We start from the raw sequence: 14403 nt of genomic DNA, 5'->3' as shown, positions 1-14403 counted from the left end.
CAAAACGCGCTAATTCTGCTTGATCAGCCCGAGTTCGCAATCCACCAACTGGTTGTTGAACGCGCCGCGCTCTTGCGCACCACGCGCGGACTTGTCCGTCACGGAGAACACGTAGATGCCGGCAAATGCCACCAGCATGGAGAACAGCGCCGGATACTCGTAAGGGTAAATCGCGGTCGCGTGACCCAGCACCTGCACCCATACCGTGGGGCTCAGAACCGTCAGTACGACCGCGGTCAGCAGCCCCAGCGAGCCGCCGATGACGGCGCCGCGGGTAGTCAGGCCGCGCCAGTAGATCGACAGCAGCAGCACCGGGAAGTTGGAGCTGGCGGCGATGGAGAAGGTCAGGCTGACGATGAAGGCAATGGTCTGCTTCTCGAACAGGATGCCAAGGAGGATGGAGAGCAAGCCCAGCACCAGTGTGGTCATCCTGGAAACGCGCATCTCTTCCTTGTCGGTGGCAGTGCCTTGCCGCAGGACCTTGGCATACAAGTCGTGCGAAATGGCCGACGAGCCGGCAAGCGTCAGGCCGGCCACGACCGCGAGAATGGTCGAGAAGGCGACCGCGCAGATGAAGCCGAGGAAGATATTGCCGCCGACCGCATGCGCCAGGTGAACGGCGACCATATTGACGCCGCCGATCACTGCCCCCGAGGCGGTGTGGTAGGCCGGATCGGTTGCCACAAGCGCGATGGTGCCAAAGCCGATGATGATGATCAGCGCATAGCCGCAGCCCACGATGCCCGTCGCGTACAAGATGCTCTTGCGGGCTGCCTTGACATCGCCAACGGTGAAGAAGCGCATCAGGATATGCGGCAAGCCCGCGGTGCCGAAGATCAGGGCAAGCCCAAGGGAGACCGCAGAAACCGGATCGGATACCAGACCGCCGGGGCTCATGATCGCTGCATGCTTGCCGTGGGCCAGGATGGCCTGCGAGAACAGCGCGTCCAGGCTGAATCCGAATCGGCTCAGTACCATGAACGCCATGAACGCGGCGCCGGCGAGCAACAGCACGGCCTTGATGATCTGGATCCACGTGGTGGCCAGCATACCGCCGAAGAAGACGTAGATCACCATCAGCACACCGACCAGCACCACTGCGGCGGTGTAGCTGAAGCCGAACAACAGCTCGACCAGCTTGCCGGCGCCAACCATCTGCGAGACAAGATAGAGCAGCACGATCACGATGGAGCTCGATGCGGAAAACGCGCGGATCGGACGCTGTTGCAGCCGATAGGAGACAACGTCCGCCAGCGTGAACCGGCCCAGGTTGCGCAGCGGCTCCGCGATCAGGAACAGGATGATTGGCCAGCTAGCTAGGAAGCCGATCGAGTAGATCAGGCCGTCATAGCCGCTCGTGAATACCAGGGCCGAGATCCCCAGCAACGATGCCGCGGACATATAATCGCCGGCGATGGCCCAGCCGTTCTGCAGCGCAGTGATCTTGCCGCCGGCTGCGTAGTGGTCGGCCACGCTATGGTTGCTCTTCGCGGCCCAGCGTGTCACGATCAGCGTCGATGCGACGAACACCAGGAACATGACGATGGCGATGACGTTCAGGCCCTGGCCGACGGTGGGGGACGCTGCAAATGCAGGAACCGCAGGCAACGCCGTCAGCAGCAACGCTGCAGGAAGGATGAGTCGCTTCATTTTGCTGCCCCCTGCTTGATTTCGCCGATGATTTTGTCGTACACCGTATTGGCGCGATGCACGTACACCGCCACGAGCAGAAAGGTCACCGCGAACATGCCGAAGCCGACAGGAATGCCTACGCTCATCGGCTGGCCCGGTGTCAGTTGCTCCCCGAGAAGGGCTGGCTTGAAGGCGAGCGTAAGGATGTAGCCGAAGTACACCGCCAGCATGAGGGCCGTCAGCGTCCACGAGAAGGTGCGGCGCGCGCGGACCAGGGATTGGAACCGGCAGTTGTTGAGCAGCGGATTCGGCGCGAGAGAGAGCGAGGAAGCCGTCTCATTCCCCGTAGCCGGGTAGGTTGTGGCAGTGTGTTCCACGGTTGTCTCCATTGGGGCGGATGTTATGTTGGTTGGCAGGGCGCCTGGATATGGCGCAGCGCTGCCACGTGAGGACGGCGATGGCGGCAAACGCGATCAGGACTAGAAGCGCGTCGACACCGCCGTTTCACGCATGACGGCTTCCGGCGTGCGGTAGCGCTCTGCCATCTTGCGATCGGTCTCATTTTTGAGTTGCGCCTGCATATAGGCGCCTAGGTGACGGGCATGCTGGACGATCGCCGTGCCCACCTGCACGCGCTCGGCACTGTATCGCTCGAGCGCGGAAGGTACAGAGGCGTCTGCCTTCAATGCTTTCACCAGCGACATGGCATCGCCCGCCGCCTTGGTCACGCCCATGCCGCAGTGGGGCCGTGCCACGAAGGCCGCGTCGCCGAGTAGCGCCACGCGATCGAAGGCCATGCGCGGCACCTCGAGGTCGAAGATGGGCTGGAACAGCGGTTGCGTGGTCTTGGTGACGACTTCGCCAAACTGCGGCGCCAGCAGTGTCAGCGCGGCTTCTTCCATGTCGGCCAGCACGTCGGGCCGGATCAGCGCGGGCGGAATGCCGCCGTGCCAGCGCTTGCCGCTGGCATCGGTGAGCAGGTCAGGCAACTCGACATCTTCGCTGGTGGCTCGGTACCAAACGAAGTTGTAGCGACGCTCACCAGGCCGCGTGCTGTTGCCCTGACCGGCAACCGGATAGCCGAGGATCTGCTCGTGCGGGGGCAGGCAGAACGCGAACTTCTCGAACAGCATGTCGCGCGTGGCCTGGCTCAGTGCCATTTCGTCCACCAGGCCGCGCCAGGCGATGTAGCCCGCATACTGGAGTTTCACCTCGGGCAGCAGACGCTCCCGCAGCGCGGACCGGAAGCCGTCGGCGGCGATGACCAGATCGGCGTAGTGCACGGAACCGTCGTCGAGTGTCACGGCCGCGCGGTCAGGCTCGCTGTCCACCGAGGCCACGGTCGCGGCCGAACGATAGGTCCCGTCCGAGAAGGCGCCACGCAAGACTTGGTACATCTTGCCCCACGCCGTCAGGGTCTGCGGTAGGTCGCGCTGCGAAAGCACGTTGCCGTCCTGGGCCAGGGTCAGCCGGGATTTGACCTGGACGCCAATCGAGTCATCTACCTGGACCCCAGCCGCCGCCAGGGCTTCGAACAACTCCGGGTGCGTGACGATGCCGGCGCCACGTCCTGCAAGCTCCTCGGAAACTCGCTCGAACACTTCGACTTCCCAGCCCGCGCGTGCGAGTAGATTGGCTGCAAACAGCCCGCCCAGCGAACCGCCGACAATAATGGCCTTTGGCCGCTTCGAGTTAATGGTCATGATCAGTCTCCTGCAACTTCAAGGCTGCGCGCGGCCGTGGCGCTGCCGGGAATATCAAGACCCGCCACCTCGGCCGCGGGGTAGTTCAGTTCGATGGTGACCCCGGACGGATCCTCGATGAAGACCTGATGCAGGCCGAGGCTGGGCACGGTGCGGTCGCGCCACGCAATGCCCTCGGTCTTCAGTTTCTCCCACATGTCCTGGACGCCCGTGGCCAGGAATGCGATGTGGTCAAGGGTGCCGGTGCCAGTCGCAGGCAACGCGCGGTCGCCAAGGTAGGCGGCCAGTCCGCCAGGGTTGTTCGGATCCACGCCGATGATGTGCACCGTGCCGAAGTCGCCCTCGTCGCCGCCCATGTACAACCATACGCCGGGAAAAGCGAAGGGAGGGCGATAGCCTTGCTTGAAACCGAGAATCCGCTGGTAGAAGGCACAGGAATTATCGAGATCCGTGGTGCGGATCGAGAAATGTGCAAGCTTGGTGATGGCCATAAGTCCCTCTGCTATTTATCTAATGATTAGTGATCGTGTGATAAATTGTAGAGCAGCTACCCGGAGCAGCCAAGGGTCGGCGGGGGGTATTTACCCTGATGGTCGTGTCGGGTGATGGTCAAGAAAGTGCCTAGATTGGCGCACTGAGCGGCTGCCTGCCGTGGTCCTGCCCCACCAGGGGAGCAGGCGGTGGCCAGCCTGTATATGCCTGGCGCAGCCCGGCATATACCGTTCAGTGCTGCGCAATCCCCATGATGCGATTGCCCATGCCGATCCCCCACTGGCTCATTTGCATGCCTTGCGTCAACTGGTCTTGCTGCCAGATCCGCAGCGCGCGCGCCAGATCGGTCTCTCCGTCGAGCACCCGGGCGAGTGTAACGGCGTTGGTAGCAGCCTTGGCCGTGCTGCCGGCGGTATGGGGCCGGGGAATGGACGCGGCGTCGCCGGTAAGCAAAACCCGCCCAAACACCATGCGGGGCACCTGCAGATCCTGGATTTCCTGGACGAAGATATCTTCCGTGTTCTCGATCAGGGCCTGGAACGCCGGGTTCGCACGCTCCGCGCCGGTCTGGCGGAAGCGCATCTCCTGCTCGGCCGACAGTGCGCCCGGCGGCACGGAATGGCTGCGGCGCTTTCCATCGCGGTCCGTCAGCACGGCGTCAAGCTCTTCGCCCGGCGCGGCCTTCAGATACCACAGCCAGTTAAAGCGGCGATGGCCCCGCGCAGTCGACCCGTCTACGCCGGGAACCATGTACTGAAGCATCAGGGACTCGGGGTCGTGCTGGAATACGAAGTTCTCGTAGAGCAGGGCCTAGCGGCGTCAGGCAGTCGATTCTCTTCGATCAGCCCGCGCCAGACCACGTAGCCGGCGTAGCTGGGCGAGACGTCCGGCAGCATGAGTTTGCGCACGGTGGAGTTCGCGCCGTCAGCGCCGATCAGCAAGTCACCTGTTGCCCGGCGCCCGTCGGCAAATGTGGCATGGACGCCTTGCTCGTCCTGCTCGACTGCAGTCAACTGGGCGCCCCGATGGTAGTGCGCCTTCGGGAAATGCCTGATCAGCGTGGCGTAGAGCGTATTCCAGGAAGTCTGGGTCTGCGGCATATGCTGCCTGTTGACCACGTTACCGCTGCCGTCGAGGTACAGCCGTTCATTCGACTGCACGCCAAGGGCGCCGTCCGGGACGATGCCGGCAAAGCGAAAGGCGCGCAGTACCTCAGGTTGCAGTACGATACCGCCGCCGCGGCTTTGCAGGTCAGAGGGCGAGCGTTCGTAGACTTCCACTTCCCAGCCGACAGCGCGCAGCGCGGTGGCCGTGAACAGGCCGCCCAACGAACCACCGATGACCAGTGCCCTGCGCGGGTTGCCGGAAACGCGTGCCTGCTCGCCTGCGGCAGGTGTCACGGGCTGGAGGATTGAGGATTGGTTCGCGTCCATGTGCTGCTCCGATGTGCGATGAGATGGCCTGGATCGTAGATGGCAGAGATCGAAAGCAGAATGGAAGCGCGACGCAAGACTGCATTGCCTGGAGAGCAATGCGGAGCGCAGATGTCTTCAATTGCCGCTGCTACCTACCGGCGGCTTTGCGCAGTGGGCAACGCAGGTTTGCGCGGCTATGCTATTCAGTCTGCGCGGGTCGCGGACTAACCTTGCTCCATCATCAACGCAAGGAGCAGCCATGGAACCCGTCGACATCCAAGTCACCTACGACTTCATTTGCCCGTGGTGCTGGATCGGCCATCGGAACCTGAAGACTGCGGCGCAGCGCCTGACGTCGGAGGTCGCCCCGAACATCACCTACGCCCCGTACGAGCTCAACCCGGATATGCCCGCAACCGGCGTCGACAGGAAGGAATACCGGAGCGCGAAGTTCGGCAGTTGGGCCCGATCCAGGGCCATGGACGTGGAGGTCGCGATTGCGGGCAAGCGGGTAGGGCTGGATTTCAACTACGACGTAGTGGCGATCACCCCCAACACCCGTCTGGCCCACCGGCTGATGGCATTCGCTCAAGGTAGCGGCGAAGTGCAACAGAGTGAGGCACTGTTCGAGGCGATTTTTTCTGCCTACTTCTCGCGCGGGGAGGACATCGGTTCGATCGATGTGCTGGTTTCGCTTGCGGCGTCAGTGGGATTCGATGCGCACGCGGCCCGGGACTTCTTGTCGGGTAAGCGCGGCGAGGCCGAAGTCGTTGCGGAGGAAATGCGTGCGCACATGAATGGGATTCGCTCCGTGCCGACGATCCGGATCGGCAGCACCGATCTCAGCGGGGCGCAACCAGCCTCCGTGCTGGAAAGGGCGCTGGAAGCGGTCACCGTGTCTGCCGACAAACTGGAGAACTGAAATGGACAAGCACGCAACGCTTCACTACGTTTATGACCCTTTTTGTGGATGGTGCTATGGGCTGGCGCCGCTGGTCTCGGTAGCCGCCGAGATCGATGGCCTCAATGTAATGCCGCATAGCGGCGGCATGCTGGCCGGAGAGCAGGCGAAGATGATGTCCCCAAAGTGGCGCGATTTCGTGCGTCCCCATGAGGAACGCATCACCGCACTCAGCGGCCAGGTATTCAGTGAAACCTACCAGCAGGGAACGCAGTTCGACTATGGCGTCAACTTCGATTCGGGACCGCCGACGGCAGCCATGCTTGCCGCCGACTCGGTAGCCGGCGCCGGGCTGAAGATGCTTAAACGGCTGCAGACGGCTTATTACGTCGAAGGCCGGCCCATTGCCGAGCGGGAGGAGCTGATCCGCATTGCCGTCGAACTTGGCTTGGATGCCGAGGCGTTCTCAGATGCGTATGATCAGGCCACGCGAGCACTGGGCGAGCACTTCGAGCAGACGCAAGCGTTCCTCGAGGCCGAAGGCGGGTGCGGCTATCCGACCCTGGCAATCGAGCGGAACGGGAAGCTCACCATGCTGCATTTGGAGCAGTACTTTGGCAAGCCGGAGCTGTTCCGCAGGACGCTCACCGACTTCCTGGCACGCGGATAGCCCCGGGCGTAGCGTCACGACTCGGGGCTCTGCTACCTGGTCGCGGTGATAGCGAGCTCCGCCGCACGTCCCATCGGATAGTCACGCTCGACGATCTCGCGCACGAAGCAGACACAGCCTTGACGCGCGCTGTACCGCGGATGCTGATGGACTGCGGACCGCAGGGAGTCCAGCAAAGACTGGCGATGGGCCGCGATCACTGTCTTCATGCCAACAAATGGAGAGGCAATGCGATCGCGCATGGATGCGAGCGACAGGCGCTCCTTCGTGGCTCCGCAGTTCGTACAGATAGCAGACGCCTACGGTCAACATGCGCTACGTGACCACCGCTTTGCGTACAGCCGCTATACAACTGGATGTGTTGTAAGATGGATTAGCGCAGCGTTGGTAGAACCGGGAACAATTCGGATCAGATGCGAAGTCGGGATGGTCTCTAGCTTCTCTTACAAGTGCGATTGTCAGTCGGGAGGTCAACAATGACGGAAAAATGTGAACATCTCGTTCACGCGCCGTTGGCGTCGCCGAAAGGACGCGGTTGTGAGGAATGCATCCAGAGTGGCGGCCATTGGGTTCACTTGCGTGTCTGCCTGACGTGCGGCCATATCGGCTGTTGCGATAGCTCACCGAATAGGCACGCGACGAAGCATTATCTTGCAACAGGTCATCCGGTTGTTCAATCATTTGAGCCCGGAGAGACTTGGCGGTGGTGCTACGTCGATGAGCAGCTCTCTTCCTGAAGCGACGGACTGGCGCAGGAGGCGACGGCGTGCATAAGGTGGCTAAGAAGTAGCGGCTACGCTCAGGGCTGTGTCTACACAGTTCCCACCGTCGAGGCTGCCCAGGCGGCGCGGGGGCACTGTGAGCAAGGCGACTGGGGGAAGCAGATCCCCCCGATCGCCGCCTTCTGGCACCACGCATGGGACCAGGTTATCCTGTTCTGCGCTTTCCCGTCGGCTATCCGGAAGATCATCCCGTACCACGAACGCCACCAAAGACATCACGTGCAACAAGGCTGGTGGGCACTTCCCAGCGATCAAGCGCCCACCAAGCTGCTGTGGCTGGTGCTGTACGGCATCACCGGCAGTTGAGGCATGGATGGCCGCCAGTCGCCAGTTCACGAGCCTCGACAAGGTCGTCCTGCGTAACCCCATTGCGGAGATAGGAGCAGAGGCCTGCCGGGACGCGCGCCCGGTAGGCCTCCAGCCCTGTAAAAAAATTCTGACAGCCCTCGAAAATGTCGTCCAGGTACATGTCGAATCCTTTGCACGGGCATACTCGACCTACATAAGCGCTGTCAGTGCGCGGGTACTGCGGCAAGGATTTCGTGCGTCCCGGCGGTTCGCTGTGGCGCCTTGTGAATCATGGTGTTCGCATAGTCCACACCCATACCGTAGGCGCCAGAGTGCTCCTTTACGAGCGCCATCACGGCGTCATAACTATCGCGACGAGCCCAATCCCGCTGCCACTCCAGCATAACCTGCTGCCAGGTGACGGGGACAACACCGGCTTGGATCATGCGCTGCATGGAATAGTCGTGCGCTTCCCTGGAGACACCGCCAGAGGCATCGGCCACCACGTAGATCTCGTAGCCGCCCTCGCCCATCGCGCCAAGGACAAAAGTGTTGAGGCACACCTCAGTCCAAAGCCCTGAGACAACAACCTTCTTCCGTCCAGTTGCCGCGAGTGCGTCACGCACTTTCTGATCGTCCCATGAGTTCATCGACGTCCGATCGAGTACCTTCTGCCCTGGGAAGACATCAAGCAGCTCGGGGTAGACGTAGCCCGAGAAGTGGGTCTCCACAGATGTAATGGTCGTCGGGATGTTGAAGATCTTTGCCGCTTTAGCAAGACCGACAGTATTGTTCTTCAGCGTCTGTCGGTCGATCGACTGTACGCCGAATGCCATTTGCGGTTGATGATCGACGAAAATCATTTGACTGTTTTGAGGCGTGAGGACTTCGAGCTTGGGATTACTCATAATGGTCTCCGATGGGGGAATAAAGAAAGCGGAGGATCATGTTATCTGGCTTCCGCTTCGTATACTCACCTGAAAAATAGGTATTTCATTACTATCATGTGAAATCGTTGCGCAGAAAACAAAAACCTTCCGCATCAAAATTATCTATCATTGAAATTGTATATGTCTTAAATTATCTTAATAAAACTGAATGTATCGACAGATCAACGATATAGGTGTTAGAGAAGTAAAATGAAGTGTAATGGCCCTATGGATACCGTTCCTTAGAGCGCATTGATTGCCGAACTGTCAGCATGATTGTTGGCCGGCCATCGGGTGCGGGGTCTGGCCTGGCCGACGGACGTCACAATGTGGCTACAACGCTCGGTTGCCAGGTGACATTGAACGAAGATTCCTATAACAGACACCTCTTCGTGCTCTGGGGATTGGCGAGCCGACCTGATCAAGGTACTCTGGAGGAGGGGCGAATGACTGGCTTTTCTATGTGACTTTCAGCGCCTTAGTTTGCACCAATAGACCGAGTATGAAACTGACTAATGCTCTAACGGAGCAGAAAGCTTGCCAAACGGCCGGAGCGAATCGAGGCGCCTGACAGATGCAGACCGGTCGCGCGTTTCGGAAGTCGCGTACCAAGGGGCAGGAGCGGATGAGCCCATGGATTTTTCGCACGCATCGATCTTTTGGGTCGGCGAGTTCGACTCGAACCTCTGTCCCGATCGCACGAGAGCGAGGTCTACTGATCGCGCCAAAGGTAGCAGGCCACGCTTGAGCCACCTCGCTGACGGTATGCAGCATCGGCATCGGCTCGGATAGTGCCTTGGGGTTCCCGCCTACATTGAGTGACGCCTACGCTACACGCGGTAGCTCGAAGAGGCCGGCGTGGATCCTGCTATTTGGAGATGGCTGCCAACCGAGCATCACCAGCCGGGCATCATGAGGTCTTTCATCGACTCTGCGATTACGAAGTACGAATCTCGCAAGGCGGTACCGTTTGCGATCGTTGATCGCCTAAGCGGAACTGCCATCGGCTCGACGCGATACCATTTTATTGAACCCGACCAGCGCCGCCTCGAGATAGGAGTGACATGGATCTCGCCCGCATATCAGAGATCGCACGTCAAACCGAAACGAAACTTCTTCAACTTTGGTATGCGTTCGAGCGACTTTCTTGCCGACGTGTCGAATTCAAGGCGGATGCCGACAGTGCAAATCGCGCAGTACGATTGTTCGCCTTGGCGCGAAAGAGGAGGGCTGCTTCCGCAAACACATGATCTGATTTGCTCGATCTGGGCCACCAGCGTATGGCCATCATAGGGATTGCCGGGGAAGCTGCGGGCGCCCACGATCAGTCCCTGCTTGGCGGTGATCGCCAAGTTGACCTTCACGCCGAACTCATACGGCTGGCGAGCTTTCCCTTTGCCGATGCATTCGACCTCCGGTGCATGCAGCGCGTACAACTTGCTCTTATCCTTGGGCCGCTGCCGGCAGATGCGCCAGGCACGCTCAATCCACAGACGCGGCCCCCTGTTGTTGACTCTCGGGCTGCGCCGCCATCTTGCGCTCAATGTCGCGCAGCACACGGCCGAGCACGGTCCGTTGTCGTTTGAGCACGCGGCGCAGACGCCGGAATTGCTTCGCGTGCGCATAGCCGCCGGCACGGCGACGCAGTTGTTTGCCCTCACGCGCAAAGGTCTGTTTGAGCACCAGTCCAGCGCGTTGGGCAAGCATCACGACCTTCGCACGCGCCACTTCTAACAGACGACTATCGGTCGGGTAGGCAACGGCCTTCTCCTGGACCGTCGTGTCGACGATGATGCGAGCGAATTCGGCCGGCTTGACCGCCTTCATCTGTACTGCGGCCGCAATTCTCGCAGCCAGCAATTCCTCGACGCCGGCTTCGCCCAGCGCCTGGCGAAATCGCACAAGGTTGGTCGGCGAGCACGGCAGGCGGGCCTGGAAATATTCCTCACCGCAGAAGTACTGGAAGTACACGTCTTGTGCCCAGCGCTCACATACCGATTCATCGCTCTCGTTATAGGCGTGCTTCAAGTACAACAGGCCTACCAGCAAACGAATCGGCAGACGCGAACGTCCCGCTGCGCTCACACCGGCACCAGCCACTGCCACCGTCGGTCCGAACAGATCGGCATCCGCAACCGTTTGGCCATCGCGTGCCTTGCGCTCGAAAACCGGTGCCAGACTGACTTCAATCGCGTCCCATGGCATGCGTTTGGCCAATATCGCCAATGGGTGGCGCAGGTCGATCATGGCGTCCAGGCGGCTGCGAAAGAAGTGTGCTCATCGATTGGCCTCGAAAACTCCCAGAAAGTGAATCAGATCATATCGATTCCGGGAGTTCTATGGTCCTCTCAGAAACCCCAATCCCTTGCGTGGCGCAGCTTCACGGGATTCTGCAGGGCCGACTACGTCGCTGCGGCCCGCTCCCGCACGGAGTACCGGTCAGCTTGTCCGAACGGATTCAAACAAAAACCACGTGCGTCGCTCTGCTTCATCGATCCATTGCTCTAAAAGGCTGGCTGTGGCGACATCCCCATACTCGTCGCACAAAGAATGGGTCTCCCGCATGTACCGAGCGAGCGACATATTGTCCTCTCTCAATTCGGCGAGCATGTCAGCGGGGGTAACGAAATCTGCATTATTGTCGAGGATACGCTGTAGGCGAGCACAGTGGCCAATCGAACGAATTGTGGTGCCACCAATCTTTCTCACTCGCTCGGCGATGGGATCGGTGATTGCATAGATTTGATCGGACTGCTCGTCGAGCAAAAGGTGGTAATCTCGAAAGTATGGCCCTGACATATGCCAGTGGAAATTTTTGTCTTCAGGTATAGGGCAATTGTATCCGCTAGAAGGGCATTGAGTTCAGCAGAAATGTCTCTAGTCGCATCATCGCTAATGCCATTTGGCGTATTGAGAGATGCTTTCCTTCTATCCGCGGCATTTTTCATATCGGTCATGTGAAGCCTCTGAGTTATTAAGAGTAAGTCGACAAACGAAGTTTGCCACTTCGGACGGTGCGCCACATCAATAAACTAGCAGTGAAATCCATCTTAATAATGAATAATAAATAAACTTCCAATCTATTCTTGTAGAAAGCTATATAGCATCAACTTTAGCTGCGGACAAACCTAGTTTATGTCGCCTAGAACTAGCCGGTTGTGACCTTGTGCTTAATTGTTATTAACTGGAACGTTTTTCTGCTGTCCCCGATATACTGTCCTTTTTTCTGAAGGGGAAAGACAAGATCGTGTTAACGATTCTTGCTCAACAGTGAAGCAAGAGCCACGTCGCCGTGCCCCATCGAGTGCACTGTTTGCTGCGATCTTGCGTCGTCGATCTTTCCTTGATTCCTCTGAAGCTGTGTCAGGCCGCTCATCGCACGTAACTCGAACCAGCGAGCGCCATGCTCGCGTGCGAGCATAATCGCGTCGCGGAAGCCAGCTTCGGCGGTCCGGAGATCGAGTGCCGCAAGCGATACCTCGGCTCGCAAGCGATGGAGTTCGCTGTGATACCACCGATTGCCTGTTCTATCGCCGTCGGCGATGGCCATCGTTAGCAGCTTGGCGGCATCGTTAAGGAGACCCAAACGAAGGAACTGTCCGGCCAGTAAGCCGGATAGCATTCCGAGGTGGGCCCGCGAGCCGGTAGCTTCCAGTTGTTCGATGGATGCTAGATAGCCGGAAGCGCAATCAGGGGTTTCCACCGCCTCTAAGGCCAGGTGGTCCCGGTAGCACTTGGCGAGCGATCGCCAAGTCGCAAATTCGGGAAGACAGTGGCGTTCCTCAAGCCCTCGACCGGGTTTTGTCTCGGAGAGACCTCTCGCACTGCGATAAGAGGGGCAGCAATAGGCGCATGCAGCTTTCCGAGGCCCCGCGACACTCATCGCTCTGGAATTGCTGGGTAGGATTGGATTTGATGCAGGACGTATCCGTGCGCGGCACGGGTATCGCTCAGCTCACGTCCAAGACGCTCGGTGCACGAAGGCGTGCATGGGAAGGCGTGAGCAAAGCCCCCTGTCAGCAGAGTGGTCCCCCTACACTGCGAGGCCTCCGGTTTCGGCGCTAAGAGAGCGGGTGCTCCCTGTTTAGCAAGGATTCATATCAATTCAGTAGGATGAAGACCATGAGGTGCCTGCATATCGCAGACTACAGTAGCGTGCCATGGACGCTGCTGGTGCCTTTCGAGGCGCAGCCGAAAGCTGGATCCGGCACTCGCGTATCGCAACGGCTTGGCATTGCGCTTGGGCTCAATTGACCCGGTAGGCATGCATCCTTGCGCGTGCATGCGCAGTCTGGTCAGCCACATTGGGGCGGGCGCAGAAGAGCAGGGGCGCGACTGCAGCAATGAGGAACTTGTTACGCCCCACTCGCGTAGATTTCGCTCACTCGCATACGTATTCGAGCGGGCCGGGGGCATGCCTGCCGCATCCTCCGATGAGGTGCGACGGGTGAAGTTAAGCAGTACCTGGAATCATCAAATAGCGCAGTTGAGGTCGCAAATACAGAGTTACGAGCTCAGGACGGTCGGTTCCAACGGTGCGCGTCGGCGGCTATCAAGTGACTGGTGCCCAGCCCAGCAGTGTATTCCTTGAGATGCTATAGGCGTCCCGTACTGATGCAGGGAGACTTGAGGATAGTAGACCTGCCTAAAAACGACCGGAGCGACGACGATGAACGACTTCAACCTCGACTACAGTAGGGTTCTGGCTGCGGAACGACTGACTATCGGCCTGATGACGCCCGTAGCTCATCAGGCCGACAGGATGGCGGACGTCGATTTTGAGGTCCGCTTGGCGGCACGCGCGGACCGTCTTGGTTTTGCGGCACTCTGGGCACGGGACGTTCCCCTTATGATCCCGCAAGGGACAAGCTTGGAAGCAGTTGCTCTCGACGACCCGTTTCTATGGCTGTCGCGGTTGGCGGCTGCCACCAGTTCAATCGCGCTGGGAACCGCAGCGGCGGTGCTTCCGTTGCGGCATCCCCTTCACCTCTCGAAATTCGCCCTCTCCATGGATCGTCTCACCAAGGGCCGATTCATCTTGGGCTTGGGCTCGGGTGACCGGAAGGCCGAGTTTGCCGCATTCGGCCTTGACGAGGCGCTCCGCGGCGATGTCTTTAGGGCTCATTGGGCCATCGTTCGTTCCGCCCTGTCGCCATCCGCGACGGAGAGAGAAATCCTGTTGACAACAGCCGGAGGTTACGACCTTGCCCTTGCTCCAAAAACACGGATCCCCATGCTCGCTGTCGGTTCGGCCCGTCAAACACTGCAATGGATCGCCGAGCATGCCGAGGGTTGGGCAACGTCGGGAAGAAGAACGTCAGCGAGGGCGAATCGGCCTTTGGCACTCAGCACTCCGAGAGCGAGCGGCTGGGATACAGAAACCATTCGTTCAATCGGTTCATCTCGACCTTCTCGCGGACCCGGCCGCCCCAGCGGAGCCTATCGAAATCGGACTGCGCGTCGGCCGCTGCGCCCTGGTGGATTACTTTGCGCGGCTGCAACGTCACGGGGTCGCACACGTCATTCTGCATCTCTCGCGAAAATCGCGCCCCGTCCTGGAGGTCGTGGATGAACTCGGCCTGGACGTACTC

At 59.8% G+C, this 14403-nt stretch carries 14 protein-coding genes and 3 pseudogenes; 6 read left to right on the top strand and 11 right to left on the bottom strand.

What is annotated here, in order from left to right; all coding sequences use genetic code 11:
* Window positions 1-9: 9 nt before the first annotated feature.
* The 6 genes from actP to OMK73_RS37990 form a co-directional block, all read right to left on the bottom strand.
* Window positions 10-1650, bottom strand: a complete 1641-nt coding sequence (gene actP / locus OMK73_RS00865; protein ID WP_267600296.1) for a cation/acetate symporter ActP — start codon at window positions 1648-1650, stop codon at window positions 10-12.
* Window positions 1647-2009, bottom strand: a complete 363-nt coding sequence (locus OMK73_RS00860; protein WP_267600295.1) for a DUF485 domain-containing protein — start codon at window positions 2007-2009, stop codon at window positions 1647-1649. The genes actP and OMK73_RS00860 overlap by 4 nt, the downstream gene beginning before the upstream one ends.
* Window positions 2010-2111: 102 nt before the next feature.
* Complete coding sequence (locus tag OMK73_RS00855) at window positions 2112-3335, bottom strand: FAD binding domain-containing protein (protein WP_267600294.1); 1224 nt, start codon at window positions 3333-3335, stop codon at window positions 2112-2114.
* Window positions 3336-3337: 2 nt separating this feature from the next.
* Window positions 3338-3826, bottom strand: a complete 489-nt coding sequence (locus tag OMK73_RS00850; protein WP_267600293.1) for a VOC family protein — start codon at window positions 3824-3826, stop codon at window positions 3338-3340.
* Window positions 3827-4058: 232 nt separating this feature from the next.
* On the bottom strand, window positions 4059-4589 hold the full coding sequence (locus OMK73_RS37995; RefSeq protein WP_324291627.1) for a hypothetical protein: 531 nt from the start codon (window positions 4587-4589) through the stop codon (window positions 4059-4061).
* The gene (locus tag OMK73_RS37990) at window positions 4589-5260 is read right to left on the bottom strand and encodes an FAD-dependent monooxygenase (protein ID WP_324291626.1); all 672 of its coding nucleotides are present in this window, start codon (window positions 5258-5260) and stop codon (window positions 4589-4591) included. The genes OMK73_RS37995 and OMK73_RS37990 overlap by 1 nt, the downstream gene beginning before the upstream one ends.
* A 241-nt stretch (window positions 5261-5501) precedes the next feature.
* On the opposite strand from OMK73_RS37990, the gene OMK73_RS00840 reads away from it, so the two are divergent.
* The 4 genes and pseudogenes from OMK73_RS00840 to OMK73_RS38625 form a co-directional block, all read left to right on the top strand.
* Complete coding sequence (locus OMK73_RS00840) at window positions 5502-6164, top strand: DsbA family oxidoreductase (RefSeq protein WP_267600292.1); 663 nt, start codon at window positions 5502-5504, stop codon at window positions 6162-6164.
* A gap of 1 nt (window position 6165) precedes the next feature.
* Window positions 6166-6813 (top strand): DsbA family protein, encoded by a 648-nt coding sequence (locus OMK73_RS00835; RefSeq protein ID WP_267600291.1) that lies wholly within the window; start codon window positions 6166-6168, stop codon window positions 6811-6813.
* Window positions 6814-7289: 476 nt separating this feature from the next.
* Window positions 7290-7550: a UBP-type zinc finger domain-containing protein gene (locus OMK73_RS00830; RefSeq protein WP_267600290.1), complete on the top strand. Its 261-nt coding sequence runs from the start codon at window positions 7290-7292 to the stop codon at window positions 7548-7550.
* 72 nt (window positions 7551-7622) lie between these two features.
* Window positions 7623-7895 (top strand): annotated as a pseudogene (locus OMK73_RS38625) (transposase); the annotation flags it as partial.
* Here the strand turns inward: OMK73_RS38625 and OMK73_RS00825 are convergent.
* Both OMK73_RS00825 and OMK73_RS00820 read right to left on the bottom strand, forming a co-directional pair.
* Window positions 7888-8064: a hypothetical protein gene (locus tag OMK73_RS00825; protein WP_267600289.1), complete on the bottom strand. Its 177-nt coding sequence runs from the start codon at window positions 8062-8064 to the stop codon at window positions 7888-7890. The pseudogene OMK73_RS38625 and the gene OMK73_RS00825 sit on opposite strands and share 8 nt — an antisense overlap.
* 43 nt (window positions 8065-8107) lie before the next feature.
* Window positions 8108-8791, bottom strand: coding sequence for a hydrolase (locus OMK73_RS00820; protein WP_267600288.1), 684 nt, complete (start codon window positions 8789-8791; stop codon window positions 8108-8110).
* Between the two features lie 933 nt (window positions 8792-9724).
* On the opposite strand from OMK73_RS00820, the gene OMK73_RS38620 reads away from it, so the two are divergent.
* On the top strand, window positions 9725-10105 hold the full coding sequence (locus tag OMK73_RS38620; RefSeq protein ID WP_420715447.1) for a GNAT family N-acetyltransferase: 381 nt from the start codon (window positions 9725-9727) through the stop codon (window positions 10103-10105).
* On the opposite strand, the pseudogene OMK73_RS00815 reads toward OMK73_RS38620, so the two are convergent.
* From OMK73_RS00815 to OMK73_RS00805, 3 genes and pseudogenes are all read right to left on the bottom strand, one after another.
* A pseudogene (locus tag OMK73_RS00815) lies at window positions 10063-11059 on the bottom strand (IS5 family transposase); the annotation flags it as partial. The gene OMK73_RS38620 and the pseudogene OMK73_RS00815 sit on opposite strands and share 43 nt — an antisense overlap.
* Before the next feature lie 192 nt (window positions 11060-11251).
* Window positions 11252-11769: pseudogene (locus OMK73_RS00810) on the bottom strand (Dps family protein).
* Window positions 11770-12062: 293 nt separating this feature from the next.
* Window positions 12063-12515 carry a hypothetical protein gene (locus OMK73_RS00805; protein WP_267600287.1) on the bottom strand — a complete coding sequence of 151 codons (453 nt, stop codon included), beginning with the start codon at window positions 12513-12515 and terminating at the stop codon, window positions 12063-12065.
* Between the two features lie 966 nt (window positions 12516-13481).
* Here OMK73_RS00805 and OMK73_RS00800 point away from each other — a divergent pair.
* Window positions 13482-14384, top strand: a complete 903-nt coding sequence (locus OMK73_RS00800) for an LLM class flavin-dependent oxidoreductase (protein WP_324291625.1) — start codon at window positions 13482-13484, stop codon at window positions 14382-14384.
* The last annotated feature ends 19 nt before the right edge of the window (window positions 14385-14403 follow it).

The sequence above is a fragment of the Cupriavidus sp. D39 genome, assembly GCF_026627925.1.
Taxonomy (GTDB): Bacteria; Pseudomonadota; Gammaproteobacteria; order Burkholderiales; family Burkholderiaceae; genus Cupriavidus; species Cupriavidus ulmosensis.
The sequence above is the reverse complement of the archived record's forward strand: the minus strand, read 5'-3'. Positions and strand labels throughout refer to the sequence as shown.

Bases quoted from the DNA above. Each gene is read 5' to 3' on its own strand.
- OMK73_RS00800 (WP_324291625.1), top strand. From the start codon at position 13,482: ATGAACGACTTCAACCTCGACTACAGTAGGGTTCTGGCTGCGGAACGA.
- OMK73_RS00825 (WP_267600289.1), bottom strand. From the start codon at position 8,064: ATGTACCTGGACGACATTTTCGAGGGCTGTCAGAATTTTTTTACAGGG.
- OMK73_RS00820 (WP_267600288.1), bottom strand. From the start codon at position 8,791: ATGAGTAATCCCAAGCTCGAAGTCCTCACGCCTCAAAACAGTCAAATG.
- actP (WP_267600296.1), bottom strand. From the start codon at position 1,650: ATGAAGCGACTCATCCTTCCTGCAGCGTTGCTGCTGACGGCGTTGCCT.
- OMK73_RS37995 (WP_324291627.1), bottom strand. From the start codon at position 4,589: ATGCTTCAGTACATGGTTCCCGGCGTAGACGGGTCGACTGCGCGGGGC.
- OMK73_RS00835 (WP_267600291.1), top strand. From the start codon at position 6,166: ATGGACAAGCACGCAACGCTTCACTACGTTTATGACCCTTTTTGTGGA.
- OMK73_RS00830 (WP_267600290.1), top strand. From the start codon at position 7,290: ATGACGGAAAAATGTGAACATCTCGTTCACGCGCCGTTGGCGTCGCCG.
- OMK73_RS37990 (WP_324291626.1), bottom strand. From the start codon at position 5,260: ATGGACGCGAACCAATCCTCAATCCTCCAGCCCGTGACACCTGCCGCA.
- OMK73_RS38620 (WP_420715447.1), top strand. From the start codon at position 9,725: ATGAGGTCTTTCATCGACTCTGCGATTACGAAGTACGAATCTCGCAAG.
- OMK73_RS00855 (WP_267600294.1), bottom strand. From the start codon at position 3,335: ATGACCATTAACTCGAAGCGGCCAAAGGCCATTATTGTCGGCGGTTCG.
- OMK73_RS00840 (WP_267600292.1), top strand. From the start codon at position 5,502: ATGGAACCCGTCGACATCCAAGTCACCTACGACTTCATTTGCCCGTGG.
- OMK73_RS00850 (WP_267600293.1), bottom strand. From the start codon at position 3,826: ATGGCCATCACCAAGCTTGCACATTTCTCGATCCGCACCACGGATCTC.